Source organism: Haloarcula sp. K1, assembly GCF_001647155.1.
Lineage (GTDB): Archaea > Halobacteriota > Halobacteria > Halobacteriales > Haloarculaceae > Haloarcula > Haloarcula hispanica.
This window is the reverse complement of sequence record NZ_LRHL01000023.1, coordinates 526,698-553,470: the sequence shown is the minus strand read 5'-3', so window position 1 is coordinate 553,470 and position 26,773 is coordinate 526,698. Positions and strand designations below refer to the sequence as shown.

The 26,773-nt window shown below is 64.1% G+C and carries 27 protein-coding genes and 1 tRNA gene; 12 read left to right on the top strand and 16 right to left on the bottom strand.

The genetic code is table 11. From position 1 onward, the window contains the following. Positions 1 to 246: 246 nt before the first annotated feature. Both AV929_RS10140 and AV929_RS10135 read left to right on the top strand, forming a co-directional pair. Entirely contained in the window at positions 247 to 1,215 is a 969-nt protein-coding gene (locus AV929_RS10140) for a transcription initiation factor IIB family protein (RefSeq protein ID WP_064288181.1), read from the top strand. Between the two features lie 73 nt (positions 1,216 to 1,288). Beyond that, positions 1,289 to 1,468: a hypothetical protein gene (locus tag AV929_RS10135; protein WP_004515550.1), complete on the top strand. Its 180-nt coding sequence runs from the start codon at positions 1,289 to 1,291 to the stop codon at positions 1,466 to 1,468. Here the strand turns inward: AV929_RS10135 and AV929_RS10130 are convergent, their stop codons facing one another. The 5 genes from AV929_RS10130 to AV929_RS10115 all read right to left on the bottom strand — a co-directional run bounded on the left by AV929_RS10130 (position 1,469) and on the right by AV929_RS10115 (position 4,459). Next, positions 1,469 to 1,873, bottom strand: a complete 405-nt coding sequence (locus tag AV929_RS10130) for a translation initiation factor IF-2 subunit beta (protein WP_014040534.1) — start codon at positions 1,871 to 1,873, stop codon at positions 1,469 to 1,471. 134 nt (positions 1,874 to 2,007) lie between these two features. Further along, a complete protein-coding gene (locus AV929_RS21870) occupies positions 2,008 to 2,181 on the bottom strand; it encodes a hypothetical protein (RefSeq protein WP_155120743.1) in 174 nt (57 codons plus the stop codon). Between the two features lie 197 nt (positions 2,182 to 2,378). Further along, positions 2,379 to 3,122: an FAD-dependent thymidylate synthase gene (gene thyX / locus AV929_RS10125; protein ID WP_014040533.1), complete on the bottom strand. Its 744-nt coding sequence runs from the start codon at positions 3,120 to 3,122 to the stop codon at positions 2,379 to 2,381. Between the two features lie 82 nt (positions 3,123 to 3,204). Further along, positions 3,205 to 3,864 carry an ATPase domain-containing protein gene (locus AV929_RS10120; RefSeq protein WP_044951863.1) on the bottom strand — a complete coding sequence of 220 codons (660 nt, stop codon included), beginning with the start codon at positions 3,862 to 3,864 and terminating at the stop codon, positions 3,205 to 3,207. 10 nt (positions 3,865 to 3,874) lie between these two features. Beyond that, complete coding sequence (locus AV929_RS10115; RefSeq protein ID WP_023843291.1) at positions 3,875 to 4,459, bottom strand: response regulator transcription factor; 585 nt, start codon at positions 4,457 to 4,459, stop codon at positions 3,875 to 3,877. Positions 4,460 to 4,581: 122 nt separating this feature from the next. On the opposite strand from AV929_RS10115, the gene AV929_RS10110 reads away from it, so the two are divergent. Then, positions 4,582 to 5,157 (top strand): MBL fold metallo-hydrolase, encoded by a 576-nt coding sequence (locus tag AV929_RS10110; RefSeq protein ID WP_008308900.1) that lies wholly within the window; start codon positions 4,582 to 4,584, stop codon positions 5,155 to 5,157. 21 nt (positions 5,158 to 5,178) lie between these two features. On the opposite strand, the gene AV929_RS10105 is transcribed toward AV929_RS10110, so the two are convergent. Together AV929_RS10105 and AV929_RS10100 are read right to left on the bottom strand one after the other, a co-directional pair. Further along, complete coding sequence (locus AV929_RS10105; RefSeq protein WP_064288180.1) at positions 5,179 to 6,003, bottom strand: hypothetical protein; 825 nt, start codon at positions 6,001 to 6,003, stop codon at positions 5,179 to 5,181. After that, positions 6,000 to 6,323: a DUF5827 family protein gene (locus AV929_RS10100; RefSeq protein WP_080504296.1), complete on the bottom strand. Its 324-nt coding sequence runs from the start codon at positions 6,321 to 6,323 to the stop codon at positions 6,000 to 6,002. The genes AV929_RS10105 and AV929_RS10100 overlap by 4 nt, the downstream gene beginning before the upstream one ends. A 27-nt stretch (positions 6,324 to 6,350) precedes the next feature. Between AV929_RS10100 and AV929_RS10095 the strand changes: the two genes are divergently transcribed. The 3 genes from AV929_RS10095 to AV929_RS10085 all read left to right on the top strand — a co-directional run bounded on the left by AV929_RS10095 (position 6,351) and on the right by AV929_RS10085 (position 10,810). Then, positions 6,351 to 8,108 carry a histidine kinase N-terminal 7TM domain-containing protein gene (locus AV929_RS10095; protein WP_050038167.1) on the top strand — a complete coding sequence of 586 codons (1,758 nt, stop codon included), beginning with the start codon at positions 6,351 to 6,353 and terminating at the stop codon, positions 8,106 to 8,108. A gap of 41 nt (positions 8,109 to 8,149) precedes the next feature. Continuing rightward, positions 8,150 to 10,312, top strand: coding sequence for a beta-glucosidase (locus AV929_RS10090; RefSeq protein ID WP_064288179.1), 2,163 nt, complete (start codon positions 8,150 to 8,152; stop codon positions 10,310 to 10,312). 108 nt (positions 10,313 to 10,420) lie between these two features. Further along, entirely contained in the window at positions 10,421 to 10,810 is a 390-nt protein-coding gene (locus tag AV929_RS10085) for a thioredoxin family protein (RefSeq protein ID WP_050038165.1), read from the top strand. Between the two features lie 2 nt (positions 10,811 to 10,812). On the opposite strand, the gene AV929_RS10080 is transcribed toward AV929_RS10085, so the two are convergent. Beyond that, positions 10,813 to 12,966: a thioredoxin domain-containing protein gene (locus tag AV929_RS10080; RefSeq protein WP_064288178.1), complete on the bottom strand. Its 2,154-nt coding sequence runs from the start codon at positions 12,964 to 12,966 to the stop codon at positions 10,813 to 10,815. Between the two features lie 54 nt (positions 12,967 to 13,020). Then, the gene (locus AV929_RS10075; RefSeq protein ID WP_050038163.1) at positions 13,021 to 13,284 is read right to left on the bottom strand and encodes a hypothetical protein; all 264 of its coding nucleotides are present in this window, start codon (positions 13,282 to 13,284) and stop codon (positions 13,021 to 13,023) included. Between the two features lie 153 nt (positions 13,285 to 13,437). Between AV929_RS10075 and purD the strand changes: the two genes are divergently transcribed. From purD to AV929_RS10060, 3 genes are read left to right on the top strand one after another with little or no spacing between them, the layout of a single operon-like run. Then, complete coding sequence (gene purD / locus AV929_RS10070; protein ID WP_064288177.1) at positions 13,438 to 14,790, top strand: phosphoribosylamine--glycine ligase; 1,353 nt, start codon at positions 13,438 to 13,440, stop codon at positions 14,788 to 14,790. A 58-nt stretch (positions 14,791 to 14,848) separates the two neighbouring features. Beyond that, positions 14,849 to 16,345, top strand: a complete 1,497-nt coding sequence (locus AV929_RS10065; protein ID WP_064288176.1) for a TrkH family potassium uptake protein — start codon at positions 14,849 to 14,851, stop codon at positions 16,343 to 16,345. Between the two features lie 20 nt (positions 16,346 to 16,365). Then, positions 16,366 to 16,914 (top strand): DapH/DapD/GlmU-related protein, encoded by a 549-nt coding sequence (locus tag AV929_RS10060; protein WP_175055171.1) that lies wholly within the window; start codon positions 16,366 to 16,368, stop codon positions 16,912 to 16,914. Between the two features lie 6 nt (positions 16,915 to 16,920). Here the strand turns inward: AV929_RS10060 and AV929_RS10055 are convergent, their stop codons facing one another. The 4 genes from AV929_RS10055 to AV929_RS10040 form a co-directional block, all read right to left on the bottom strand. Next, positions 16,921 to 17,715, bottom strand: a complete 795-nt coding sequence (locus AV929_RS10055; protein WP_064288175.1) for a mechanosensitive ion channel domain-containing protein — start codon at positions 17,713 to 17,715, stop codon at positions 16,921 to 16,923. Positions 17,716 to 17,717: 2 nt separating this feature from the next. Further along, positions 17,718 to 18,527, bottom strand: a complete 810-nt coding sequence (dacZ, locus tag AV929_RS10050; RefSeq protein ID WP_004960990.1) for a diadenylate cyclase DacZ — start codon at positions 18,525 to 18,527, stop codon at positions 17,718 to 17,720. A 72-nt stretch (positions 18,528 to 18,599) separates the two neighbouring features. Continuing rightward, positions 18,600 to 19,919, bottom strand: a complete 1,320-nt coding sequence (locus tag AV929_RS10045; RefSeq protein WP_064288174.1) for a cobyrinic acid a,c-diamide synthase — start codon at positions 19,917 to 19,919, stop codon at positions 18,600 to 18,602. Positions 19,920 to 19,921: 2 nt separating this feature from the next. Further along, on the bottom strand, positions 19,922 to 20,962 hold the full coding sequence (locus AV929_RS10040) for a nicotinate-nucleotide--dimethylbenzimidazole phosphoribosyltransferase (protein ID WP_064288173.1): 1,041 nt from the start codon (positions 20,960 to 20,962) through the stop codon (positions 19,922 to 19,924). Between the two features lie 86 nt (positions 20,963 to 21,048). On the opposite strand from AV929_RS10040, the gene AV929_RS10035 reads away from it, so the two are divergent. Next, positions 21,049 to 21,273: a hypothetical protein gene (locus tag AV929_RS10035; protein ID WP_004592515.1), complete on the top strand. Its 225-nt coding sequence runs from the start codon at positions 21,049 to 21,051 to the stop codon at positions 21,271 to 21,273. 362 nt (positions 21,274 to 21,635) lie between these two features. Here the strand turns inward: AV929_RS10035 and AV929_RS10030 are convergent. After that, positions 21,636 to 21,737: transfer RNA gene (locus tag AV929_RS10030), tRNA-OTHER, on the bottom strand. Between the two features lie 203 nt (positions 21,738 to 21,940). On the opposite strand from AV929_RS10030, the gene AV929_RS10025 reads away from it, so the two are divergent. Continuing rightward, a complete protein-coding gene (locus tag AV929_RS10025) occupies positions 21,941 to 22,261 on the top strand; it encodes a cupin domain-containing protein (protein WP_014040517.1) in 321 nt (106 codons plus the stop codon). A gap of 39 nt (positions 22,262 to 22,300) precedes the next feature. Here the strand turns inward: AV929_RS10025 and AV929_RS10020 are convergent, their stop codons facing one another. Next, complete coding sequence (locus AV929_RS10020; RefSeq protein WP_014040516.1) at positions 22,301 to 24,127, bottom strand: FAD-binding protein; 1,827 nt, start codon at positions 24,125 to 24,127, stop codon at positions 22,301 to 22,303. 249 nt (positions 24,128 to 24,376) lie between these two features. On the opposite strand from AV929_RS10020, the gene AV929_RS10015 reads away from it, so the two are divergent. Next, complete coding sequence (locus AV929_RS10015; protein WP_064288172.1) at positions 24,377 to 25,726, top strand: PAS domain-containing sensor histidine kinase; 1,350 nt, start codon at positions 24,377 to 24,379, stop codon at positions 25,724 to 25,726. Positions 25,727 to 25,882: 156 nt separating this feature from the next. Here the strand turns inward: AV929_RS10015 and AV929_RS10010 are convergent, their stop codons facing one another. Next, entirely contained in the window at positions 25,883 to 26,770 is an 888-nt protein-coding gene (locus AV929_RS10010) for a succinate dehydrogenase/fumarate reductase iron-sulfur subunit (RefSeq protein ID WP_050038154.1), read from the bottom strand. Positions 26,771 to 26,773 lie beyond the last annotated feature (3 nt).

The following is a 26,773-nucleotide window of genomic DNA, read 5'->3' as shown; positions in this document are numbered from 1 at the left end:
GGAGCACAGATGGAGTCGCACGGCGGTGCAGCCCCCCATTTATGCGTTGTGCACGGACGGCGGCGATAACCACCAAGATTATATAGCCGTACGGCGGGCCATGTCATACCCTATCACTCCGCTATCCGGCGGTTCCTGCGGAAATACGGGGAAAGATTTATATACTTTACGGACTAACTATAGGGTAAGACAGTTTCCCCAAACAGTCTTAAAATTTCTGCACCCGGCAGAACAGAACTCCCAATCATGAGTGAATCACCAACGCGGACGAGCACACGAGAACGAGACGAGCAAATATCCGAACCGACGGAGCAGGAGGCTGTAGAGGCCTGTCCCGAATGTAGTGGCAACGTCGTTACGGACTCCGAACACGGCGAAACAGTCTGTGAGGACTGTGGACTGGTCGTCGAAGAGGACGAGATCGACCACGGGCCGGAGTGGCGGGCGTTCAACTCCGCAGAGAAGGACCGCAAGTCCCGCGTCGGTGCGCCGACGACGAACATGATGCACGACAAGGGGCTCTCGACCAACATCGGCTGGCAGAACAAGGACGCCTACGGGCGTTCCCTCTCCAGCGAGCAGCGCCAGAAAATGCAGCGGCTCCGGACCTGGAACGAGCGGTTCCGTACCCGTGACTCCAAGGAGCGCAATCTCAAGCAGGCGCTGGGCGAAATCGACCGGATGGCCTCGGCGCTGGGACTCCCCCAGAACGTCCGCGAGACATCCAGCGTCATCTACCGGCGCGCGCTCGGTGACGACCTCCTTCCGGGCCGCTCCATTGAAGGCGTCGCCACGTCCGCGCTGTACGCGGCCGCTCGCATGGCCGGAAACCCCCGGTCGCTGGACGAGATGGCCCGCGTCTCCCGCGTCGAAAAGATGGAACTCACACGGACCTACCGGTACATCGTCCGGGAACTCAGCCTCGAAGTCCAGCCGGCGGACCCGGAACACTACCTCCCGCGGTTCATCTCCGACCTCGGACTCAGCAAGGAGACCCAGCGACAGGCACGGGACCTCATCGAAGGTGCTCGCCAGTCGGGGATGCTCTCCGGCAAATCGCCGGTCGGCATCGCCGCAGCGGCCGTCTACGCCGCCGCGTTGCTGACCAACGAGAAGGTCACACAGAGTCAGGTCAGCGACGTCGCCGACATCTCCGAAGTGACTATTCGAAACCGGTACAAGGAACTCCTCGAAGCCGAGGACCTTCCGGCCTGACGCCCGGGTGAAGGCAGACTAATGGGGAGACGCCAAGGCTTTTTATCGTTGGATATGTGTGTGAGTAACATACATGGAGGAAGCGTACGTTCGATTGCTCTGTCCTGAGTGTAAGAAAGACTGGGAGTCGACGCCAACGGACTTGCCGCGACACGACACGACGTTCCACTGCCCGAACTGTCACGCGAGCCATCGGCTCGCCGTTTTTACCCGCACGGAAAACGACTTGCAGACGCTGAAAGGTCTGCAGTAGCTACTCGCTCGTCGCCGAGCGGGCGCCACACGCCTCACAGCGGAGCAACAGCGCGCCCTGTTCCCGTTCCAGTTGCGTGTCCGGCAGCCCACACTCCGAGCAGAGCACGAACTCGTCGACGTACTCGTCGATGGACGCCTCGATACGGTCGGCATCGAACTCGCCGGTCAGGCGCGCTCGACCGCTCTCGTCGATGTGGCCGCTTGTCCCGAGGTCGTTCTGGAGGAACTTCATCACATGGTCGTCCTCGCGTCCGAGCCGGGAACACGTCGACTGGAAGTTCTCGTAGACGGTGACGTTCCCTTCCTGTCGGACGTCTGGATCGGGGACCTCGAACCGCTCGCTTGTGCCGTCAATCTCGGGCGTCTCCTCCATCGCCCGGTCGAGCATGTCGTCGTATTCCATACTCCTACGTCACAGAGCGGTCAACAAAAACTTTTCATACGGACTGTTTGAGCGATTTCCCGGTCTGTGTCGACCCCGAGGTCGGCACTATCCGGAACTATCTACAAGAATCCGTCACAGCCGGTGGTGGCCCGCTATCGCCAGGCTGTAAGTGTGCAGGTCTCGTCCGCTACCATCGAAATCCAGATGTCATCGTGGGCAATATCGGCGATGACGAACCGCTGCTGGCCGTCGACATCGTCGACAGCACACATCACATCAGACGCAGTGCCCGACCGACGGGTGGGACGTTCAACCTCGTAAGACACAATTGTTTATCTAGGATGTGCGGTAATGAATGTGTCGTACTCGTTTCGTCTTTTGATACTCTGAAATCCGGTCGTTGACGCAACAAAACGGCTCGTGTCTCGCTATTGCCGTTGTGAGTATCAAGGTCGATCCAACAATTGTCGATGCCCACGACCGAAGACAGCTGTTCTGAACTGCCGCGAGAAGTGCGGCTCTGTCAGGGTGCGAGCCGGTTCTTGCGTCCCTTCATCTCCCGCTCGTAGTAGTCGAAGGTCTTGGGACACCAGTCGGCTGCCAGGTCGAGCATCTCCTCGGTCATCTCCCGGATCTCCCACTGTGCATCCGCCGCGGCTCGCATGTCCGCGACGTGCATCAGCATCCGGGCGTTCATCGACATCACGATGTTCACCTTTGTTCCGATTGGCAGCACGAACCGAGCGTCTTCCGGTGGCATTCCCAGCTCAAGCAGTTCCTGGTACGATTCGACCGCCTGTTCGATGGTGTCTTTGAATATTTCCGTGCGCTCCTCGAACTCCTCGTCGGAGACGCTCGCTTTCTGCTGGTTCCGGCCGATCCAGTCCGGGTCCGTCGCGGACGGCGGCGTCACGACCAGTTCGCCTTCCCGGACGGCTTCGGGGTCCACGTCGTCGAAGGAGACGTACCGCATCGACTGCACGTCGAAGGAGACGTGGCGGTGGCGGGTGATCTGGGCCATACAGGAGCGGGAGACCCCCTCCACGGCGAAGGTCGCCTGCGCGTGCTCGAACGGACCGAAGTGGCCGTGGTCGAGCAGGTGGCCGATGAGCGTCTCCTTCTTGTCGTCAAGGGTGTCTCCGTCGACCTCAGCCATCGTCGCTTCGAACGACTGGCTGCCGACGGAGGTGTCGCTGTAGTCGTTACGTGCTGCCTTGCAGATGAGGTCCTCGGGGTCGTCTGTGGCTTCGAGCAGCTTTACGTCCATATCGGGTGGGTGAACCGGAGCGGCAAAATACTTCCTTCCCGGACCGACACGGGGTTCGGACCGCCTGTGGATGGCGACGTACTCAGATGTCCTGCCAGTCGGTCGGCTCGCCGGCGAGGCCGAGCACGCGGGCCTCGCGGCCGCCGCCCTCGGCGTCGCGCACGTCGATCATCCCGTCGAACGCCTGCTTGATGACCTGCAGTGTCTGGTCGTCGTGGGCTCCCGAGTCGATGGTGAACACGCCGATGTAGCCCGCGGAGTCCAGCCGCGAGGACAGCACATGACAGAACTTGAACACGGTCTTCTTGTCCGTGTAGGTCAGCATCGTCGACAGCGAGACGAGGGCCAGACGGCCCTGTTCGTTGCCGGCGTTGTGTAGTCCCTCCAGCGCCTTCGTGATGCCGATACCGATGCCAGTGAGATCACCGGGCGAAGAGACGTGGTGGGCGTGGGCGTTGCCGATTGCCTCCTCGTCCGTGCCACCTTCGCCCCGACAGTCGATGACACCGAGCTGGGAGTCGTCGAGGTCGGGCACGAGCGACCGGAACTCCTCGACGACGCTGCCCGCGCCGTCTCCGGTCGTCACGACCACTGCGCCGTCGTCCTTTCGCAGACCATCGGCGAGAATATCGTATGCGAGTCGTTCCTTCCCGCTCATTGCTGGGCCGGAGATCAGGATGCTGGACCCTGGCCGGACCTCACTGAGCGCATCGAACTCTAGTACTGAGGTGAGATCATACATTGTTTGTCGCTCAGTTGTCTTCATCGTCGCTCAGTCCGCGAAGCGTTGCGATGAAATCGGAGTCGTCTTCGATGCCACCGAGTGTCTCCGAGAGGTCGTCTCGCATCTCTGCGACTCTCTGGGTCAGTTCGTCGTACTGGTCGCTCTCCGCCAGCTCTGCGCTCGATTTCGTCGCTTCCAGCGTCGCCTGCTTCTCGACGAGCGCGTAGTACTCCTGCAGCAGAGAGTCGTACTCGGAGCGGTCGAGCAGATTGTCGACCGTCTCGTGGAGCTGTTCGCTCCGGATCGGCTTTGAGAGGTATGCATCAAAGCCCATCTCCAGAATATCGAAGTCCGGCTCGACGGCGGTGACCATCGCCACCCGACAGCCCAGCTTCCGCTCGCGAATACGCTCCAGCACTTCGTCCCCGGAGAGCCCGGGCATCATCCGGTCGAGCAGCACGACGTCGACATCCGCGTCCAGTTGCTCCAGGCCCTCGTCGCCGTTCTGTGCCATGCGGACCTCGTACTCCTGTTGCAGCCACAGTTTGTACGTCTCGGCAACATCTGGTTCGTCTTCGACGATAAGCACCACAGGTAGGTCCGAATCTGACATAATGTTCTACTATCCCCCGTTTGCATATCCACGTACATAGCCCTGTGGGTGCGGGCGTGCAGCGCGTCTCGGCCGGTGACAGAACGATACCCACATCCGGGACGACGGCCAATAGGCGGGTAATGATTCGAAACCTCGCCCGTGGACAGCAGGCCTTCACGAGCAACGTGTTCCTCGTCACCGGGGACCGAACCGTTCTGGTCGACGTCGGCAACGAGTTCGACGTGGTGTCGGCCGTCGAAGAACACGTCGACGACATCGACGCTGTCGCGGTCACCCACACCCACTACGACCACGTCGAGAACCTCGACAGCGTCGTCGACGCCTTCGACGTGCCGGTGTACGGCTACGACACGGACCAGGACGGCGTCGAGCACGCCATCGCCGACGACGGAACGATACAGTTGGGCGACCACGACTACCAAGCGCTACACACGCCCGGCCACAAGAACGACCACCTCTGCTTCTACTCGGACGAAGCCGGCGTCCTGTTCGCCGGCGACCTCGTATTCGCCAACGGGAGCTTCGGCCGGACCGACCTCGACGAAGGCGACCGTAGTCTGCTCGTCGACAGTATCGAGCGGGTGCTGTCGGTCGTCGACGAGGACCTACAGGAGATGCACACCGGCCACGGGCCGAGCGTCACCGACGCGCCGTATCAGGACATCGAACTGGCCCTGCAGGCCGCGAAGTTCTGAGGCTGCGGCTGAGCGATAGTTTTAGTCGAACGCACAGGCCAGCAGCGCGTCGTAGGCGTGATCGTACGCATCGGCGACAGCCGCCGGGTCACCGCGCTGCTCGCTGTCGAGCGCGGGCAGGCGCACCGCGGCGACTTGCTCGATGAGGTCGACGACGTTCGGCACCCGTTCCTCCAGTTGGCCATCGCCGGGGCCGCCGGTGGCGAGCTGGCAGGCCTTGCTGTACCGGTCGCCGTCGTAGATGCGGGCTCGGCCCGGCTCGACGACGGCCACGGCGTCCGGTTCGATGCCCGACAGCGGCCGGGCCACGTCGCCGTAGGACTCGACGACCGCCCGGTCCGTCGCTTCGATATCCGCGGCGAGCGAATCGAGCGCCTCGACGTGCATCACCCGCATCAGGTCGTTGAAATCGGCAACCGAGGTGACCCGCGGCGCGTTAGCAAGTGGGAGTCGTTCGGAAACGGACTCCGGCAGGTCGACGGTCCCGTTGACGACGTATTCGACGCCGGTTTCGGAACTCGGGCGACCGACCCGGTCGACGACGAACTGCTGGTTTTCCTTGCCGAGCAGCCCCGTCTCGGCCCCCGGCGAGGGGTGCCAGAGGCGGTGAATCGGGTTGATCTCTTCCGGCGCGACGTCGCTCGGTGACGCGGCTGCGAGGCGCTTTGCGTCCTTGCCGTACAGCCGCCCCTCGCTCGTCGCTCGCTGGTAGTCGTCGTGGTCGAACCAGTAGTTGTTGCCCGCTCTGGGCTTGAACCCCTGGGCGCTGGTCCGCTCCAGCAGGCCGACGCTGAACGTGGTCTTGCCCGCGTCGACCCGGTCGCTGCCGGCGACGAGGAGCTTCATGACTCGGCGAGGCCGTACAGCCCGACGACGTCGTCGTCCTGCGGGTCGGCGATGACGAGGTCGTCCTGATTGAAGATCATCCACGGGATGGCCCAGTCGATGAACACCGACTCGTTGGCCTCGCTGAGTTCGGCGTCCGCCGGGAGGCCCTGCAGGAGGCGGGCGATTTCCGGGATAGTGTACAGTTTGTCGGCGTCGAGAATGTCCGCGGGTTCGTGGAGCTCGAACGACAGTATCTCGTCGAACTCCTGCTTGTCGACAGGCATACCCGCCGGTATGCCGAGCGAGTGGGTAAATCCCTCGAACTGGGCGGAACCCATTTACTCGCAGAGCCGGATTATACGTCAATGGCCACGCTGCTCGTTGCATATGCCTTTTCCCTGCTTGTCGTGGCCGTTGTCCTCGGGACGCTGTCGGTGTACGCGTGGAGCCGGCGTGACTCTCCCGGCGGGACCGCGCTCTCTGTTCTGCTCGCCGGGCTCTCGATATGGGACCTCTGTGCCGCGGTCGGTGTTTTGACGCGCGGGACTGAGTTGGCTCTGTTCTTCGCGTACGGCCTGTACGTCGGCGTGATGCCCGCGATGGCCGGCCTGTTCGTGTTCGCGCTGGCCTACACCGGCCGCGACCGGTATCTCGGCTGGCGGGCCGTCGCGTTACTGGCTGTCGAACCTCTCGTGTTCTTTGCCGCGCTGTTTGTCGGCCCCGACGGTGCGATATACGCTATCTCCGGCCCGACGGACGCTGGTATGTACGGCTGGGAGATAACCCCTGGACCGGTCTTCTGGGGGCATCTGGTATACTCCTATGCACTCATCGCCGTGTCGAGTGCGCTTCTCATCCACTACGCACTCGTCTCCGGCGGCCTGTACCGGAAGCAGGTGTACGCCGTCCTACTGGCTATCGTGCTCCCGTGGTTCGGGAGCGTTGTCAGCATCTTCGGTGATACCGCAATCGAATTTACACCGCTGTTGCTGGCTGGCACCGGGCTCACGCTCTCGTGGGCGTTTTTCAAAGGCCGACTGCTGGACATCTCGCCGGTCGCCTACCGGGAGGTCGTCGAATCCCTCAACAGCGCTGTGTTCGTCGTCGATACGGACGATACGATAATCGAGGCCAACGACGTCGGCCGGCAACTGCTTGGAGACGAAGATATCGTCGGGAAATCCGTCGAGGACGCGCTCGAAACGTCGCCAAAGCTACTGGAAAAGTACCGCGGCCTGAACGACGACGCCGAGGAAACGCAGGCCGTCATCGAGCAGCGCGACCGGTTTTTCGACGTCCAACTCACCCCGCTGTATGACTCCCACGACGCGCTGGTCGGACGCGTGTTTCTCGTCCACGAAATCACCGAGCAGAAAGAGCGCGAGCGGGAACTCGAACGCCGGAACCAGCAGCTCGACCAGTTCGCCGCTGTCCTCTCCCACGACCTCCGGAACCCGCTGAACGTGGCCTCGGGCCGACTGGCGCTGGCCCGAGAGCGGAACGACCCCGAAGAGTTCGACCGTGTCGAGGAGGCCCACGACCGGATGAGTAGCCTCATCGACGAGGTACTCGCCTTCGCCCGCGACGAAAAGACGACTGACAGGGTCGAGCTACAGCTTTCGGCGCTGGCGAAGGCGGCCTGGGGCCACGTCGACACCGGCAAGGCGACGCTGCGAATCGACGGCGACCGGGAGATTATCGGCGACCGTGACCAGCTCCTGCAACTGTTCGAAAACGTGGTTCGGAACAGTGTGGAACATGGTTCTACAGGCAGTCGACCAGATGCCGACGACAGCGCTGACCACGGGCACAGTCGGACAGGGTCCGACGACAGTGTGGCACACGGCGGCGCGGGGGTAACGATACGCGTCGACGCCACCCCGGACGGGTTCACGATCAGCGACAACGGCCCCGGCGTGCCGCCCGAGGAACGAGAGGAGGTATTCACGCACGGCGTCACCAGTTCCGAGTCGGGGACCGGCCTCGGACTGGCCATCGTCCAGCACGTCGTCGAGTCCCACGGGTGGGACGTCGAGATGACGGAGAGCCGGTCCGGCGGCGCGAAACTCGTCATTTCGGGGCTCGAAACAAGGTCGACACAGCTCTCTGAGACGCCGTCCTGAGCAGCCGACAGTATAAGGCCCGCTCGGCTGTGAACTGCGATATGGCTGACGACGACCACATTGGAGCGGTGCTCGCCCGGCTGTCCCGCGAACAGAAACTCGCGCTCGTTCGCGGCGCAACCGACCCGGAAGGCACAGCGACGGGATACATCTCTGGCGTTGAGGCGGCCGGGATTCCGCCGTTTCGCCTCGTCGACGGGCCGCTGGGAATCCGCGCTGAGGGCCAACGTGCGACCGCCTTTCCGGCGTCGATTGCGACCGCGGCGACGTTCGACCCCGACCTGGCTCGGCGACAGGGAGCGGCGATGGGCCGCGAGGCGACGGCGCTCGATCAGGACGCGTTGCTCGCGCCCGGCGTGAACATCATCCGGATTCCACACTGCGGTCGCAACTTCGAGTATCTCTCCGAGGACCCCGTCCACGCCGGCGCTGTCGGGGCCGGCCTTATCGACGGCATTCAGTCCGCGGATATCGCGGCGACAGTGAAACACTTCGTCGCAAACAACCAGGAGACACACCGCACGACCGTTAGCGCCGAAGTGGACGAGCGGACCCTCCGAGAGCTGTACCTCCCGCCGTTCCGCGCGGCCGTCGACGCCGGCGTCGGGTCGGTGATGACGGCGTACAACCGAGTGAACGGCACGCACATGAGCGACCACGAGCGCCTCGTCGGCGACGTACTCAAAGGCGAGTGGGGGTTCGACGGCTACGTCGTCTCGGACTGGTACGGACTGGAGAGCACCGTCGACGCGGCGAATGCAGGCATGGACCTGGAGATGCCCGGCGTGGCGGCCCCCGGCGCAGCGGAAGCCGCCGACAGCGACACCGCGGATGGCGACGAGGAGTTCGAGTGGCCCGACGGCATCCCGGACGCAACGCGGGCGGGCCTGTTCGGCGACCCGCTCGCCGATGCCATCGACGGCGGCGAAGTCCCGGCCGGCCGGCTGGACGACATGGTTCGGCGGATTCTCGGCCAGATAGATCGATTCGGGCGGCTGGACAGTAATCGGACTACTGCCGAAGCCGGTGAAAGCAGCGACGCGTCGGTGGGCGAACTCGACAGCCAGCGACACCGAGATATCGCTTCGGCCGTTGCGGCCCGCGGAACCGTGTTGCTCGACAACGACGGCGTCCTGCCGCTGGATGACGGGGCGGACGTGGCCGTCATCGGGCCGAATATCGACGAGCCGAAACTGGGCGGTGGTGGCTCCTCAGAAACAACGCCGATCCACTCGGTTACCCCGGTCGACGGGATCGAATCTCGTTCCGAGGGCGCAGTCACGACAGCGTTCGGCGTCCCGCAAATCGAATCCGTTTCGCTGTTTGACCTCCTGCCGTTCGTCGGCGAGGACGACGAAACCGACGGTGCGGCTGGCGACACAGCCGACCGGGAACCATCGCTCGACGACGCCGTCACGGCAGCCGAGTCCGCCGATGTCGCCGTCGTGTTCGTCCGCGACGCGACGACAGAGGCGCGGGACCGGGATTCCCTGAAACTGCCGGGACGACAGGATGAACTCGTCTCGGCCATCGCGGCCGCCAACGAGAACACCGTGGTCGTCGTCAGGTCCGGCGGCCCCGTAGAACTCCTGTGGCGGGAGGACGTGGCCGCGGTCCTCGAACAGTGGTATCCCGGGCAGGCGGACGGGGACGCGGCGGCCGCCGTCCTCTACGGCGACCGCGACCCGAGCGGCCGGCTCCCGGTCACCTTCGCCCCGGAAAGCGAGTATCCGACTGCAGGGACTGAACGCCGCTATCCCGGTGTCGATGACGAAGTCCACTACGATGAGGGCGTCTTTGTCGGCTACCGGCATTTCGACGACGCGGATGTGGACCCGACCTACCCGTTCGGCCACGGCCACTCGTACGCGGCGTTCGAGTACGGCGATGCCGAAGCAACGGACGAGCAGACTGTCGCAGTCCCCGTCGAGAACGTCGCCGACAGGCCGGGTCGAGAGGTCGTCCAGGCCTACGTCCGACCGCCGTCCGCGGCTGACGCCGACCGCCCGGAGCGCGAACTCGCCGGGTTCGAGGCCGTGCAGTTGGACGCCGGCGAACGGCAGACGGTGGAGCTGACATTGGACGACCTGGCGTTTTCGCGGTACGACACGGATTCCGGCTGGACAGTCGATTCCGGGACCTACACCGTCGAAATCGGCCGGTCGTCTCGGGACGTTCGGACGACTGTCCGAGTCGACCGCTAGCGCGTCCGGACTCGCCTCGGCTGAAACACCGATTTTCCGCTGGAGCCCGTCTGAAGCGGAAAATTCACGGCCGGGGATTTCAAGCCCCCTGACTACATACAGCCAGCTATGAGTCAAACGCTCGAAACCATGGAGCCGAACCCGGTGTGGGTCGAAGACGCCTATTCCGACACCGTCGACGTTCTCACACACTACGCTGATGAGTTCGAGTACAAGATCTGGGGCGGCGACTGGTGCAAGGACTGCCGGGCCCAGCTCCCCGACTTCGGCGCGGCCCTGAAAGCCGCCCATATCCCGGACGCCCAGATTCACCACTATCCCGTCGAGAAGGAAGACGACGGCTCGAAAACCGGACCACATGTCGAGGAGTACGACATCGAACTCATTCCGACGGTCGTCGTCGAGCACGACGGCGAGGAGATAGCCCGCTTTGTCGAGGAGGAGCCGGTCCCTATCGCCGTGTCTCTCGCCGACCAGATCGAAGACGCGATGGCGTGAGGCTACTCTCCGTCGTCGGCCGTTGTGCCCCAGTCTAACGCCGTCCCGAGGTCGTGTTTCGGCGGCGAACAGGCGAAGTTCCGGCAGGCGTACACCGTCGGCTCATCGTCGACCGGCTCGCGGCCGGCCCAGATCGGCGGCGACTCGTCCAGTTCGAGCGCGTCGAGCCACTGCTCGAAGCGGCCCTCGTCGGCCGGTCGGTGAGCCAGCAGGCGGCGCGGGACGTACCGCTCGGCGAGGGTTTCCGTCCACTCGCTCGGATAATCGGGCTGATTGCCGACCAGCGTCAGTTCCAGCGCACCCTGCTCGTAGGTATCCGTCGCTAGCGTGAGCGAGGCGTGCTGGAGCGGGTTCGAGGAGACGCGGTCGGCGTGGGTGCGGATGACCCGCTCTGCGACCGTCTCGAAGCGGTCATCGTCGCTGAAATGGGATAGCGACAGCAGGAGGTCGACGGCGACGCCGGTGCTGGAGGGCGTCGACTGGTCGGTCAGTTCCTGGGGTCGCGCGACCAGCGATTCGCCGCCGGTCGGCGTGAAAAAGAGCGTGCCCTCGTCGTCGTCCCAGAACGCCTCGGTGATGGCCTGGCCGAGGTCCATCGCGAACGCGAGGTGCTCCACGTTGCCGGTCGCCTCGAACAGCGTCAGCGCGCCGCGGCCGAGGAACGCGTAGTCCTCCAGATAGCCGTCGATGGCCACGTCGCCGTCCTTGTAGCGGCGATTGAGTCGCTCCGCATCGGCGTCCCACAGGTGCTCCCGAACGAACGAGAGGGCGTCGGCGGCCACGTCGGCGTAGGCGTCATCGAGGACAATCGCGCCCTCGGCGAGCGCCCGAATCATCAGACCGTTCCAGCCGGCCAGCACCTTTTCGTCGCGGGCCGGCCGCGGACGTTCTTCGCGGGCCTCGAACGTCTCGTTCAGTGCGCGCTGGAGGCTCGCCGTGATTTCGTCCTCGCTTTGTTCGTACTCCTCGGCCAGCACTGACACCGGCTTCCGGACGGCGAGCACCGTCGCCCCCTCGAAGTTGCCCGGCTCAGTGACGCCGTAGTAGTCACAGAAGATGTCAGCGTCAGTCTCGTCATCGACGGCGTCGTGGACCTGCTCGGGCGTCCAGACGTAGAACAGCCCTTCCTCGCTGTCGCCATCCGGATCTTCAGGTGGGACACTTTCGGCGTCCAACGTGCTGAAAAAGCCCCCGTCGGGGTGTTGCAGCTCGCGCTGAACGAACTCGAAGGTCTCCCGCACGACCGACGCGTAGCGCTCCGAGCCGATGGCCTGGTAGCCGGCGAGGAAGGCCCGCGGGATCTCGGCGTTGTCGTACAGCATCTTCTCGAAGTGCGGGACGGCCCACTGCTGGTCCGTCGCGTAGCGGTGGAAGCCCCCGCCGACGTGGTCGTACAGCCCCCGGTCGGCCATCACGTCCAGCGTCTCCTCGACGACGGTCAGGTAGTCCTCTTGGCCGCCGTCCGCGTGGGCTCGCAGAAGTGCATGGAGCCGCCCGTTCTGGGGGAACTTCGGGCCACCGGAGCCCCAGCCGCCGTCCTGCCGGTCCGCGCCGCGGTGGGCAATCGTTCCGGCAGTTTGGATGATATCCTCCGCTGGGTCCTCTGGGTTGGCCGGCGTCGCTTCGAGGTCGCTCTCGATGGCCTCGGTCCACTGCTGGGCGCGGTTCTCCATCTCCTCGCGCTGTTCGGGGTCCGACCACGAGTCGGCGAGCCGCTGGAGCAGGTCGCCAAAGCCCGGCTGGCCGCGCTTCTCCTCCGGCGGGAAGTACGTCCCGACGTAGAACGGCTCGCCTTCGGGCGTGAGCCAGGCCGACAGCGGCCAGCCACCGCCGCCGGTCACCTGCTGGCAGATGCTCATGTACACCGAATCGAGGTCCGGCCGCTCCTCGCGGTCGACCTTTATCGGGACGAAGTGCTCGTTGAGTTGCTCGGCGATGGCCTCGTTCTCGAAGCTCTCCTCCTCCATGACGTGACACCAGTGACACGCCGCGTAGCCGATCGAGAGGAAGATAGGCACGTCCCGTTCCTTGGCGGCCTCCAGGGCTTGCTCGTCCCAGGGCTGCCAGTTGACGGGGTTGTCCGCGTGCTGGCGGAGATACGGGCTCTCTGCCTCGTCGAGTCGGTTGCGAGAGGTCGGGTCCGTCGTGTCGCTCATACCTCTGGCTGGGAGCGCCGCGGGGAAAAGAGACGCGACGACGGCAGCTAGGCCTCACTCGTCAGCCAGTTGGATGCCACGGACGATGACGTACATGAGAACGACGCCGGCTCCGACGGCGAGGATAAAATCCCCGAGTAGGGCCAGTAATGCACCCAATGCGGTGTTCTCCGCGCCGAAGAGCGCGACGGCGTAGGGAGGGAGGCTCACAGCGACGAACACGCCGATGAGTTTCGCCAGCGGAACGGCTTCGGAGATAATTCTGGCTATCTCCAACTCTCCTGTAGCGGGGTCGATGAAGGGGCGGGACGAGGGCATGCACCTGTGTGTCACAAGGTTGGGCAAAGTAGCTCTCGGTCTCTGTCCGGCGGACCGTACACGACAGCGCTTCCGATGTGGAAACGACCGTCGCAGTCAGCGAAAACCGGCGAAAAGACAATACTTAGGTGAGAGCCAATCCGGCCTTCGAGTATGACAGAGACAGTGCTGCTCGTGGGTGGCGGCGGCCGGGAACACGCGATTGCGCGCTCGCTCGCGGACTCACCGGGGGAGCTGTACGCCTGTGCCGGCAACCGGAACCCGGGTATTGTCGCACTGGCCGACGGTTTCGAGGCACTCGACACGACAAACCCGACGGCAGTGACGACCTACGCCCAGGAGGTCGACGCGACGCTCGCCGTCATCGGACCCGAAGCGGCCCTTGCAGCCGGGGTCGCCGACGCGCTGGACGACGCCGGCGTCTACACCTTTGGGCCACAGGAGGCGGAGGCTCGCATCGAGACGGACAAGGCGTTCCAGCGGCGGTTCATGCGGGAACACGACATCCCCGGCTGTCCGGACTTCGAGACGTTCGAGGACATGGACGCCGCCTGCGAGTACATCGACGAGTACGACGGCGACCTCGCGGTCAAGCCCGCCGGCCTCACCGGCGGCAAGGGCGTCCGTGTCATCGGCGACCAGTGTACCGCCGCGGAGGCCAAGGAATACCTCCGGAGTTCCGACTACGACCGCGTCGTCCTCGAGGAGCGCCTCGTCGGCGAGGAGTTCACCGTCCAGGCCTTTGTCGCCAACGGCCAACTGCGCGTCACGCCGGCGGTGCAGGACCACAAGCGCGCCTACGAGGGCGACGAGGGGCCGAACACCGGCGGGATGGGGAGCTATTCGGACTCCAGCCTCCACCTCCCGTTCATGGACGAGGATGACTACATGGACGCCGTCGACGTGCTCCGGGCGACCGTCGACGCGCTTGAGGGCTACAAAGGTGTTCTCTACGGCCAGTTCATGCTCACCGAGACCGGGCCCCGCGTCGTGGAGTTCAACGCCCGTTTCGGCGACCCCGAGGCGATGAACACGCTGCCGGTGCTCAACACGGACTTCCTCGACGTGCTGACTGCCGCCCGCGACGAGGAGCCGTTGCCGCAACTCTCTTTCCGCCCGATGGCGACCGTCTGCAAGTACGCCGTCCCGGACGGCTACCCGACCGACCCCGACGCCGGGGCGAAGGTGACCATTGACGACGATGTCATCGCGGAAGTCGTTCAGGATCACCGCGAGCAGTCCGGCGACGACGCGGAGACGGCTCCGGAGGCGCTGCTGTTTTACGCCAGCGTCGACGACCGCGAGGACGGCATCTACACGACCACGTCGCGATCCTACGCCGTCGTCGGCCTGGCCGAAACGATTGGCGACGCAGAGGCCATCGCTGAGGCATCACTCCAACGGGCCGGCACGGAGGGGCTTCGGGTCCGCCACGACATCGGTAAAGCCGATCTGGTTCAGCAGCGTATCGACCACATGAACGACATCCGCGGCGGCGCGGACTGAGCGCGTGGTGGCAGCGTCAGCGGTCACGCGCCGGAAAATCGCCGGGCGGTGAACGCCCTTGGCACTGACCACTGTCGACGTGCGGTCGTCGCTGAACGTTCTCGGTGCGATTTTGCAGTGGTTGGCCGTTCCGCTGGTGATTCCCGCACTGGTGGCTGTGTTGTACGGTGAGTCGCCGCTACCGTATCTCGTCACGATAGCGATTACGCTGGGCGTCGGCACAGCGCTCGCTCGCCTCCAGCGCGAGCGCATCGACGACCGCGAGGCGTTCCTGACGGTGTCGTTGGCCTGGCTGTCCATCGCCGTGGTCGGCGCGATACCGCTGTTCCTTGAGGGGACCGGCGTCTTCGCCACCCCCGTCAACGCGCTGTTCGAGGGAATGAGCGGCATCACCACCACGGGCGCGACCGTTATCCGGGACTTCGACGCCCACTCGCAGGCACTGCTGATGTGGCGGCAGGTCCTCCAGTGGCTCGGCGGCCTCGGCGTCCTGTTGCTCGCGACGGCCGTGCTCTCGCGGCTCTCGGTCGCCGGCGCACAGCTCATGGAGACGGAGACGCGGACCGAGAATGTGACAAAGCTTACGCCCGGCATCGAGGATACGGCGCGCATCCTGGGGTTGCTGTATCTCGGTCTAACAGCTGCTGCGGCGGCTATTCTGTTCGCGCTGGGAGTGAGCGGCCTCGCCCCGAAGATGACCCTCTTCGACGCGATTGCTCATGCGTTCACCGCCATCGCGACGGCCGGCTTCTCCCCACGGGCCGAGAGCATCGGCGCGTTCTCGCCGGCCGTCCAGTGGGCGGTGACGCTGTTCATGATTGTCGGCGCGACGAACTTCGTCCTGCTGTACGCGCTCGTTCGGGGCGACACTGACCGACTCCGGCAGAGCGAGGAGTTCCACTTCTACGTGGGGATTCTCGGGGTCGGCACCCTGCTCATCGGCGGCCTACTCGTGCTCGATCAGGGATTCACCGGTGGCGTCGGGGCGACGGTTCGCCACGCCGTCTTCCAGACCGCCGCCATCGTCACGACGACGGGCTACGCCTCAACGGATTTCAACACCTGGTCGGCCGGCGCGAAAAACGTCCTCTTCGTGATGATGTTCATCGGCGGGATGGCCGGGAGCACCACCTGCTCTATCAAGACGCTGCGCTGGCTCATCGTCACCAAGTCCTTCTGGCGGGACCTGAACGTCTCGGCCCACCGTTGGAGTGTCCGCCCGGTCCGACTGGGACGGGAAATCGTCGACGAGGACACCGTCCGCGACGTGTATGCGTACACGCTGGTCGCGCTGGTGTTTTTCATACTCGGTACTGTCCTGCTCGTGGCCGACGGCGAGCGGGCGGGCGCACCGATAACCGAGTTCGAGGCCCTCAGCGCCGCCGCGTCGATGTTCTTCAACATCGGTCCGGCGTTCGGGCAGGCCGGCCCCTACGGGACCTACGAGGGATTCGCCCAGTCGAGCAAGGTGCTGATGATACTGCTGATGTGGGTCGGCCGAATCGAAATCGTCCCCGTGCTGGTGATGCTGACGCCGACGTTCTGGACGCGGTGACCGCCGGCGAGCCGACGGGTTTGATTATCGCGGCCCCGTACACGACGGACGTGAGTGGTCCACGACACGACCGACTGCGCCAGCACCCCACGCCCGGGCCGCACAACTCCCTGTTCCCGTGGCCTGACGCCAAACACCCGCTCCGGGTGATGGTCAACTACGTCGTCATCCTCGTCTGTCGCATCTCGCCGAGCCTCCGGCTGAAGAACTGGCTACTCTCGCGGCTCGGTGTCACCGTCGGTGACGGCGTCGCGTGGGGGCTGGAGTCGACGCCGGACGTGTTCTGGCCCGAACTCATCACCGTCGAGGACCACGCAATCATCGGCTACGACGCGACGCTGCTGTGTCACGAGTTCCTGCAGGATGAGTACCGCACTGGCGAAGTCGTTGTCGGCGAACGGGCCATGATTGGTGCGGGCGCGATTGTGCTTCCCGGCGTCGAAATCGGCCCGGGCGCACAGGTCGCCGCGAACTCGCTCGTGACTGCCGACGTGCCGCCAGAGACGACCGTTGCTGGCGTCCCGGCCGAACCGCTGGGCGCGGACGACGAGACAACCGAAGAAGCGTAACCTCACTTAGCCGCGAATACGGACGATACCCGCGTTGAACACGCGCTTGTTCGGGATGATGTACTCCTCGCCGTCGCTCTCGATACGCGTGACGAGGATGTCGACTTCTTGCACGATGCCGCTCTGGTCACCGATGACAATTTCGTCCCCGATGCTGTATGGCTCTGTCAACAGGAGGTAAAGACCGGCTGCACCGGCCTGCAGGATGTCCTTCAGTGCCAGTCCACAGACGAACACCAGCCCGAACGCGTACGCCCCGAGGAGAATGAGCAGCGCAAGGGTTTCGACGCCCAGTTGCCCGAGTGCGATGAGTACTGCCAGATAGAAGATACTGTACTTGACGAGTTCGGGCAGCACCGTCGCCTCGGGCATCTTGACGCTGCGCAGTCGCTCGGAGACGATGAGCTTGGCCTTGTCGCCCGCGATGAGGCCGATGATGACGGCGAACAGGGCGATAAACAGGTCAGGTAGGAACGACGTGAAGCGGGCCCAGTACAGTTCCGGGTCTGTCAGTTGCGCGATGTTGAGGACGGCGGTGACCGTCGTAATGTAGATAAACAGCGCCGCCAGGTTCGAGACGATGCCGACAGTTGATGTGCCGAGTCCCCGCGCCGTCCGCTCGAACGGTGTCCCCTCAACTGCCTCTGGCACACCGAGTTCGCGCATGAACCGCCGGGACGAGCGCCAGACGAGATAGCCGAGCACGATGCCAAACGCCAGTACCACGAGCGAAAAGACGAACGTTCCCTGTGGCGAGAACACCTGCCGGATGATGGTTGCCCAGTCGAAACCAAACTGCATCCTCAGTACTCCTCGGGATCGATCTCGAGGACTAACTCCCCGCCTTTGAACGCCCGTACGAGCCCGTCGCTCTCCGAGAGAACGATAGCCGTCGCCATGGTGTCACGGGTGACCGCGCCGGCCGCCATGTGCCGAGCACCGAGTCCCTTGGGGATGTCAACCCCCTCTGCGGAGGGTTCGAGGTACCGGTACGCGGAGACGATCTTGCCGGCGTCGGAGATGACAAACGCGCCGTCGAGCCGCGAGAACTCCTTGAGCATCACGTTGACGATGGGGTCGCCGACGTGGACGTGGGACTTCTCGAAGGGGTTGTACGACAGCGGCCGGGACTTGTTCATCACCTTGCCGGCGTCGCCGACGACGAACAGGGCACCGACGGGCTTGCCCTTCTGGCCTTTCTTCCCCAGTTCGATAGCGACCTCGAACACGTCCCGGACGACGCTCGCGTCCGCCCTGGAGTTGACGAACATGTCGTACACGCCGGAGGGGGAGAAGTCGTTGGTCTGGACCCGCACGAGCGTGTTCTCGGCACCGTCCAGTACCTCGGTCACGCAGAGCACCTCGTCGCCCTCGTCGACGATGCCCTGCTCCAGCGCGCCCTCGATACCGAAGCGGAGGCGGCCTTCGAGGTCGGTGAAGTCGATCGGCAGTTCGACGAACGGCTCCGCATCGAGGGTGTTCTCCGGGCCGACGACGACGATTTCCTCGTCAACGTCGTCGAACTCCTCGAAGAACGACGCGTTCGGGGAAAACAGGAACACGGCGTCGACGTCTGCGACCAGGTCTCCGAGCAGGTCGCGCAACTCGTTCATTATCAGAACGACGCTGTCTGTCGAAAAAAAGGTTGCGGGCAGTCAGCCACGCGTCCGACGGCGGGCCGTACGTCAGATATCCTTCGAAGGCACTGCAAGCAGACGGTCAAACGCGCCACTTTCGCCGTGGCAATGACAGTACGTCCCGATGGTGCTGTATTCTGTGAGGCCGTCGTGTTCGCCGTCGATACCGTCGCCCCGAACCATGTCGAAAGCGAACGACGCATCGCTGCCGAGGGCCGCAGCGGAGTAGTGAAACTCGTGTCCGCGGCGGTGCGCTCCGGACGCGGCCACGGCGGTGTCTGTCCGTGCTTCTAACTCAACGTGGTCAAGCGCCTGATATCGGTCCTGCATCTCGATGTCCGCGGGGAGGACCCCGGCCATCTCGTAGGTGTCGCCGTCGGTCGTCGTCAGCGACTCCGACAGCGCCATCAGCCCGCCACACTCGCCGTAGACGGGGACGCCGTCAGCGGCACGGACGGCTATTTCATCGAGTGTGTCGCCGGTTTCGAGCGACTCGCCGTGGAGTTCTGGATAGCCGCCGGGCAGATATATCGCATCGGCATCAGGCACTGAGTCACCGGCGACCGGCGAGAACGGCTCGACGGACGCCTCAGACCGGAGTCGTTCGAGTACTGAGGGGTAGATGAAACAGAACGCGCTGTCCTGTGCAACGGCGACCCGGCGGTCAGCCGGCGAGTCGCCAGTATTTCGCTCCGTAGTCGCCACTTCCGGTGGTGCCCGTGCCGTTTCGACCAGCCGCTCGATATCGATGGTCTCTGCCGCTGTCGAGAGTGCGTCACGGTCGAGCCCGGCCTCTGAGCCCATATGTAGCCCGAGATGGCGGTCCGGAATCTCCAGGTCCGACATCGGCGGAATTCGACCGAAGTACGTCAGATCCTCGGGAAGCGCGTCCCTGATACCGTCGGCGTGCCGGCCGCCGTGGGCGCGCTGTGCGAGGATGCCAGCCACCTCGATGTCGACACCGATGCGGTCGGCGTACTGCGCGAACCCCAGCGCCGTCGCGGCGACGCTCTCCATGCCGGCTTTCGCATCGACGACCAGAACGACCGGGAGGTCCAGCCCCTCGGCGACCGCTGCCGTCGACGTCTTCGTCCCGTCGTAGAGCCCCATCACGCCCTCCACAATGCAGATATCGCCCGTGCCGCGCCAGTAGGTCCGGCGCATCCCGTCCTCGCCCGCAAGCCAGGGGTCGAGCGTCCGCGACGGTGTGTCGACGAGTGCTTCGTGATGACTCGGGTCAATGAAGTCCGGGCCAGCCTTGGCCGGCTGGGGCTGATACCCGGCGTCTTCGAGCGCTGTCAAGGTCGCCAGCGTGGCAACGGTCTTGCCGACGCCGGAGCTTGTGCCGGCGAGAACGAACCCCTCCATGTTCACGTCCTCTCCTCGGCCGTTGCTGTGGGCGCGTCGCCGATCAGGTCGTCGTAGATGGCCGCGAAGCGGTCACGGACCTCCGCCATCGGGATGCCGGCGCGGTCGGCGAGCGCCAGCGCGCCGCCCATGCCGACCCCCTCCTTCGCCTCGCCGGCGACAAACCGCTCCATCGCGACGTGATCGCTCCGGTCGAAGCCGGGGTCTGTCACCGTCAGGTCGAGGTCGAGTCGGTCAGCCGACGCCCGCACGTCGGCGCTCCCGTCGTCGGCCACGTAGCTCGTCGTCGCCAGTCCGAGCGGTCCCTCGTAGCCGCCGTGGCGGACCAGCGCAGCGACGGCGACGCACTGGCTGCCGCCGGCCAGCGTCACTGCGGTATCGCTCTCGACGGCCCCTGCGGTCAGCCCAGCGAGCGTTGCCAGGACGGGGTCACCCATCCGGCGGACGGCCCGTTTCGGTTCGTTCGCGGCGTCGCCCGGTTCCAGCGAACTGGCCTGGAGGCCCTCGGCGACCAGTTTCTCCTTCTGTTCGGTCGGGTTCTCCGGCAGCGACGAGGAGACCATTCCCGGTTCGCCCAGCGCTCGAAAGACCCCGAGGGCTGTCGTCGTCCCGCCGGGAATTGTTTCGCCCAGATACAGTTCGTCGGCCGGGAGTGCCTGCCCGAGCTGTCGGGCGGCCGCGAACGCCCCGTGGGCCGTCGACACCGGGTCCTGCTCCGCGATGTCCTTTCCCGGGCGTGCGCCGACGGAGACTGTCGGCGCGCCCGTTTTCTCGGCCAGTCCGCCGTCGACCACAGTGACGTCAAATCCCAGGACGTCCCGGACGGCTCGTGTCACCAGCGCTGGCGTCGGACAGCCGCTGGGACTGACCGGTGTCACACCCGTACGAACCGGACTACCGTAAGTCACCAGTTCGGCGTCTGCCGCGGGCGTTACCGACATTAGTTCGGGATCGGCTCCGGCGGCGCTAATCCCCGCCCGACCCGCGGTTTCGGTCGTTCCTGCGACGAGCGCAAAGCGTGTTCCGCCACCGGCTGAAGTCATTGTGATTGTATTACCACAAGTGAACTTTAATACCTTGGTGCTGGGGCGGCGCATGATTTATACCGTACGCCCGCGGTTCCCCGAACATGGACGATTTTGACGAACTCCTCTCGTCGTTGACGCCGCGCGAGGACAACGAGGCGATCGCTTCCTACCAGAACACGACGGCTGTGGCCTGTCCATCCTGTGAAGAACCGTTCGACGATATGGTCGTCTGTAAGCAGGAGTTCACCTCCCTCAATCTCGATTTCGAGATGGACCTCTGTACGACTATCAACGATGGGAACGTCGTGTTGTTTACCCACAAGTAACTGCCGGGACAGGTGTCATCTCGTTGGTCCTCCGCCAATTCTCTACGCCAGTAGTGTAGAATCCGGCAACAGCATCTCACCCCAATATCAACTGTGATAATCACAGCAATGGGTTTTTATACATCTCCTCCCGTTTTTCGCAATAGGCACCACACTGGTGCCGCACCACCCCACCCCCCACCCCCACATTCCTTACCTTTCCACTTCCGGTGAGGCGTCGGCTTCCACATCGACGGTTTTCGTACCCGATAGCTATAGTCAACCCTACTGGGGTAGTTCCAGGCGGCTCAACTGTCAGATCCGACTTGCCAGTGTGGCACACCCGGAGCCGGCTACTCCGCTCACGACGAACCGACGGAAAATGGAAGGGGCGGGAGTCGAACCACGCGGAGCCCTTTGCGGGGTAACTACCAACCGATTCTGGCATGTTGGTCGGTAGCGCTCTACCACTGAGCCACCCTTCCAAGCTATCAGTAATACGTTCCTGACAACCAAGTAAGTGATGATTCCGGGTGTTTCCGCGAGCCGACGCCTCCCGCTGGCTGCGCTTGCGCCGGTCTCCATGTCCCCAGCAGCGGCTTCCGGACGGATCGGGTTTCGCGTACGTCACTGTGTCCTGTTGGGGTAACAACAACTTATTTTGCGTTGGCCGGCGACACCCGTGTCTGTGAGCTACACGAAAGTCAACTACACCGACGTGGAACCGGTCGCCGATGCGATGCACTTCCTCCGGGACCCGCTGGACTGTGAGCAGGTCGGCGTCACTGTGCTGGATTGCGAGGCCGGCTGGACCGGCAAACCGCACGACCACGCCGACGAGGGCCACGAGGAGGTGTACGTCCTTATCGAGGGAGAAGCGACTGTCGAGGTTGACGGCGACGACGTGGCTCTCACTGCGGGCGACGCAATCAGACTCCCGCCGGAGGCGGAGCGAACGATTCACAACGGCGATACCGAGAGCACGTTCGTCCTCGTCGGCGCACCCTGAAACTCGCAGAAACAGATATCGTCGCCGGTGGTCAGGTCGTCAGTACGACCGGACTTTCGGCTCGTAGGTCTCCTCGTCGCCTTCGAGGATGACGGGCTTGTAGTAGAGTTCGGGGGTACCCTCGTTCCAGGCAAGCATCGTGTGCTTGATCCACTCGTCGTCCTTGCGTTCCTGGTGCTCCGCACGCCAGTGTGCGCCACGAAACTCCTCGCGTGCGAGCGCGCCGAGCGTGATGGCCTCGGCCACGTCGAGGATGTTGCGGGTCTCGATGGTGTGGATGAGGTCCGTGTTGTAGGTCCGGGACGGGTCTTCGACGGCGACGTTCTCGTACTCCTTGCGCGCCGTCCGGAGGTCCTGAAGGGCCTTCTCCAGACCCGCTTCGGTCCGGAACACGTTGACGTTCTCGGTCATCGTCTCCTGCACGTCCGCGCGGACCTCGGCGTGGTTGATGCCGTCGGATTCGATGAGGTCCTCGACGCGCTGGCGCTCCTGCTCGACGGTGCTTTCGAGGACCGCCTTTGGCTCGACAGCCGCTCCGTCGGCGGCGACGTCGTCGCTGCCGGCGTCGATGGCACCGGGTTCGACCGGCGGCTCCACGTCGCCGGGCTCGCTCTTGGCGGAGGGGCCGGTCTGGATTTCGGCGGTCTTCATGTCCTTGCCGGCGGCGTGATGGCCGGCGCGGGCACCGAACACGAGTAGTTCCGGCAGGGCGTTGCCCCCGAGCCGGTTCGCACCGTGCAGCGAGACACACGCGGTCTCGCCGGCCGCGTAGAGGCCGTCGATGCACGTCTCGCCGTTCTCGTCGCACTCGATGCCGCCCATGGCGTAGTGCTGGCCGGGCTTGACCGGCATCGGCTCGTCGAGGCCGTCGACGCCCTCGAAGTCCTCCGCGAGGTGGAGGATGTTCTCAAGACGGTCGAGGATGCGTTCCTCCCCGAGGTGGCGCATGTCGAGGTCGACGTACTCGTCTTCGACCCCGCGGCCCTCGTTGACCTCGGTCAGTTCGGCACGAGCGACCACGTCGCGGGAGGCCAGTTCCCCCTCGTTGTTGGCGTAGCCGTGCTCGAACATGAACCGCTCCTCGTTGTCGTTGTAGAGGATACCACCCTCACCGCGAACCCCCTCAGAAATGAGGACGCCCGTGGACGGCAGCGTGGTCGGGTGGAACTGGATCATCTCCATGTCCTCCATCGGGACGCCGGCGCGGTAGGCCATCGCACAGCCGTCGCCGGTGTTGGCGACGGCGTTCGTGGTGTGGTCGAAGGCCTGGCCCAGGCCCCCGGTTGCGAGAATCACGCCGTTGTTCGCGCGGAAGCCCTGAATCTCGCCGGACTTGATATCGTAGGCGACACAGCCGTGACAGACGCGGTCCTCGGGGTCGTCGTGGTCGGTGACCGCGAGCTGGGTCACGTACCACTCGTCGTACACCTCGATGCCGCGCTTGACCGCCTGCTCGTACATCGTGTGCAGCAGGTGGTGACCGGTCTCGGCACCGGCGTACGTCGTCCGCGGATAGGAGAGACCGCCGAAGGGACGCTGCGAGACGCGGCCGTCGTCCTCGCGGGAGAAGGGCATCCCCCAGTGTTCGAGCTGGATGACCTCTTCCGGAGCGTCCTTGGCGAAGGTGTCGATGGCAGGAGCGTCGCCGAGGTAGTCCGACCCCTTCATCGTGTCGTACGCGTGGAGGTCCCAGGAGTCCCCTTCCTGAAGGGCGGCGTTGATTCCACCCTCCGCGGCACCTGTGTGGCTCCGAACTGGATGGAGCTTGGTCACGAGGGCCACATCTGCACCCTCTTCGTCCGCTGCAATAGCCGCCCTGAGGCCAGCGCCACCCGCGCCGACCACGATGACATCGTGTTCGTACATTGTGAGAGTGTCTCTTGGCGTGGTTCCGGCTTAGGATTAGCCAAACTTAAGCCTCCCTGTTGCGTTACCGAGTATGGCTCCACTAGTGGGTTGCATCCCGCTCCTGATATCGGGATGTCTTGTCAGGGAGACTGAATTCTTGACCTATCCGATGGAATTATATCACGCGCTGTGAATACTTAGGAACCAACTACTGATACTAGACCCGACGGATAGTCCCACTACGGGCGCTGACCCGTCTCAAACCTGATGCCAGACCAGTATCTCACGTCAACTGATGACTTCGAAGCGGTGTTAGCCGAGGCACCCTCAGTACTGACAGTTACTGATGGAGAACTGATAATACGGTTTGTGAGCCCAGCGATCGAACGCGTGTTAGGGTACGATATGGAGTCGCTCGTCGGCACGAACTGGCTGGATCTCGTCCACCCGGAGGATACGGATCGCGTCCTCGCCACGCTTACGGGCGAACGGGAGGACGACGGGGCCGAGTACCGGTTCCGGAACGCCGATGGCGACTGGGTCTGGCTCGAAACCATCGTCTCATCAGACACCGAGACAGACCGCGATTGCCGGGTGTTCACCTCCCGCGACGTCAGCGACCGACCGCGCTTCGAGGCCCGGTTTCACCAGTTCGTTACCCACACCTCTGACGTGCTCACTGTGTTCGACGAGCAAGGCAATGTCGAGTACATCAGTCCGTCCGTGGAACGCGTCCTCGGCTACGAGCAAGACGAGATGCAGGACTCAGACCTCTTTGAGTACGTGCATCCGGACGACCTCTCGAACGCCCTCACCGAGTTCGGCCGGATGATAGACGACCCGGGGTATATCGCCGTCATCGAGCACCGCTATCGCCACGCAGACGGCGACTGGATCTGGGCGGAGTCCCGCGGCCAGCAGGTCGAGAGCGGCCCGCTGGAAGACCACGTCGTCGTGACGACTCGCGACATCTCCGAGCGGAAACAGCGCGAACAGGAACTCGAGCGACAGAACCAGCGCCTCGAGCGGTTCTCGGACGCGATTAGTCACGACCTACGGAACCCGCTGGACGTCCTCGATGGCTCGCTCGAACTCGCGCGTGAGACAGGGGAAGACGCGCACTTCGAGCGCGCCGAACGGAGCATCGACCGGATGTACACGCTCATCGACGACTTGCTCGTGCTCGCCAAACAGGGCGTCGACCCGGAGGAGATCGAGACAGTCGACCTCAGCACCCTCTCGCAACGGGCCTGGTCGATGGTCGACACACAGGACGCGACGCTGGAAACTGAGACCGCCGACAGCATCAAAGCCGACGAGGGGGCGATGCTGGAACTACTCGAGAACCTCTTTCGGAACGCTATCGAACACGGTGGCGACGACGTGACTGTCACTGTCGGGACGGAATCGTGGGGATTCTACGTTACGGACGACGGAACGGGCTTTTCCGACGGCACCGCGGACCTGTTCGAACCCGGCTACTCGACGGCCGATGAGGGGACCGGATTCGGCCTCTGCATCGTCGAACAGATCGTCGATGCACACAACTGGGAAGTCATCGCGACCGACAGCGAAAGCGGCGGTGCGCGCTTCGAGTTCATCTGTTGCGGTAGCTGAACTGAGTTCTGCGCTCGTGTCTGTCCCTTCCGAAACCTAGCTCACCCAGTTCAGCGCGCAAATCTATATGAGACCTGTGGCGATTCGGCTCGAACCACATTCGCTGCCGCTGTCGGACTCCGAATGCGAACCGGAAAACGAGCCAGTCGAACCGCGTTACCAGAACTTCAGGTTGTTCTTGACCGCTTCCCGCTTGAGCTCCTGGATATGCTCGGTTAGCGGGATGTCCTTCGGACACACTTCGGTACAGGAGAACTGGGTCTGGCAGCGCCAGACGCCGTGTTCTTGTTCGATGATGCGCAGGCGCTCCTGCTTGCGGTTCTCGCCCTCGCGCTCGTCCATCGCGAAGCGGTAGGCCTTGTTGATGGCGGCGGGGCCGAGGTACTCGTTGTCGCCGGCGGCGATGTTACACGAGGACATGCACGCACCACACCAGATACACCGCGTGGACATCTTGACCTTCTCGCGGTTCTCCCGGGTCTGGCGCTGCTCTTCGAGCTTGTCGTCCGGCGTCTCGTCGGCGTCGAAGTACGGTTCGACGGCCTCCATCTGGTCGTAGAAGTGCTCCATGTCGACGACGAGGTCCTTCACCACTTCCTGGTGGGGCAGCGGCTCGATGCGGATGGGGTCGTCAAGCTCCGATATCTGCGTCTTACAGCCGAGGCGCTGTCGCCCGTTGACGAACAGCGCGTCCGAGCCACAGACGGCCTGTCGGCAGGAGTGTCGGAAGGTCAGCGAGGAGTCGTAGTGGTCCCGTGCGTAGATGAGGGCATCGAGGATGGTCATGCCCTTGTGGAACGGAACGCGGAAGTCGTCGAAGCGTGGTTCCTGCTTCCCCTCGACTTCGGGGTCGTAGCGGAACACTTTCAGCGTGATCGTGTCTTCGTCGTCGAGCGTCTCCTCTTCGACTTCCCGCTGGGCCTGCTCCTGTGCCTGTCGTTCGTCTCGCTGTGCGCGCCGACGGTCGCCCGGGGACTGGACCTCGGGCTCTGTCTCTTCGTCGGCCTCCGTCTCGGTTTCCTGTTGTTCGATTTGCGTACTCATAGT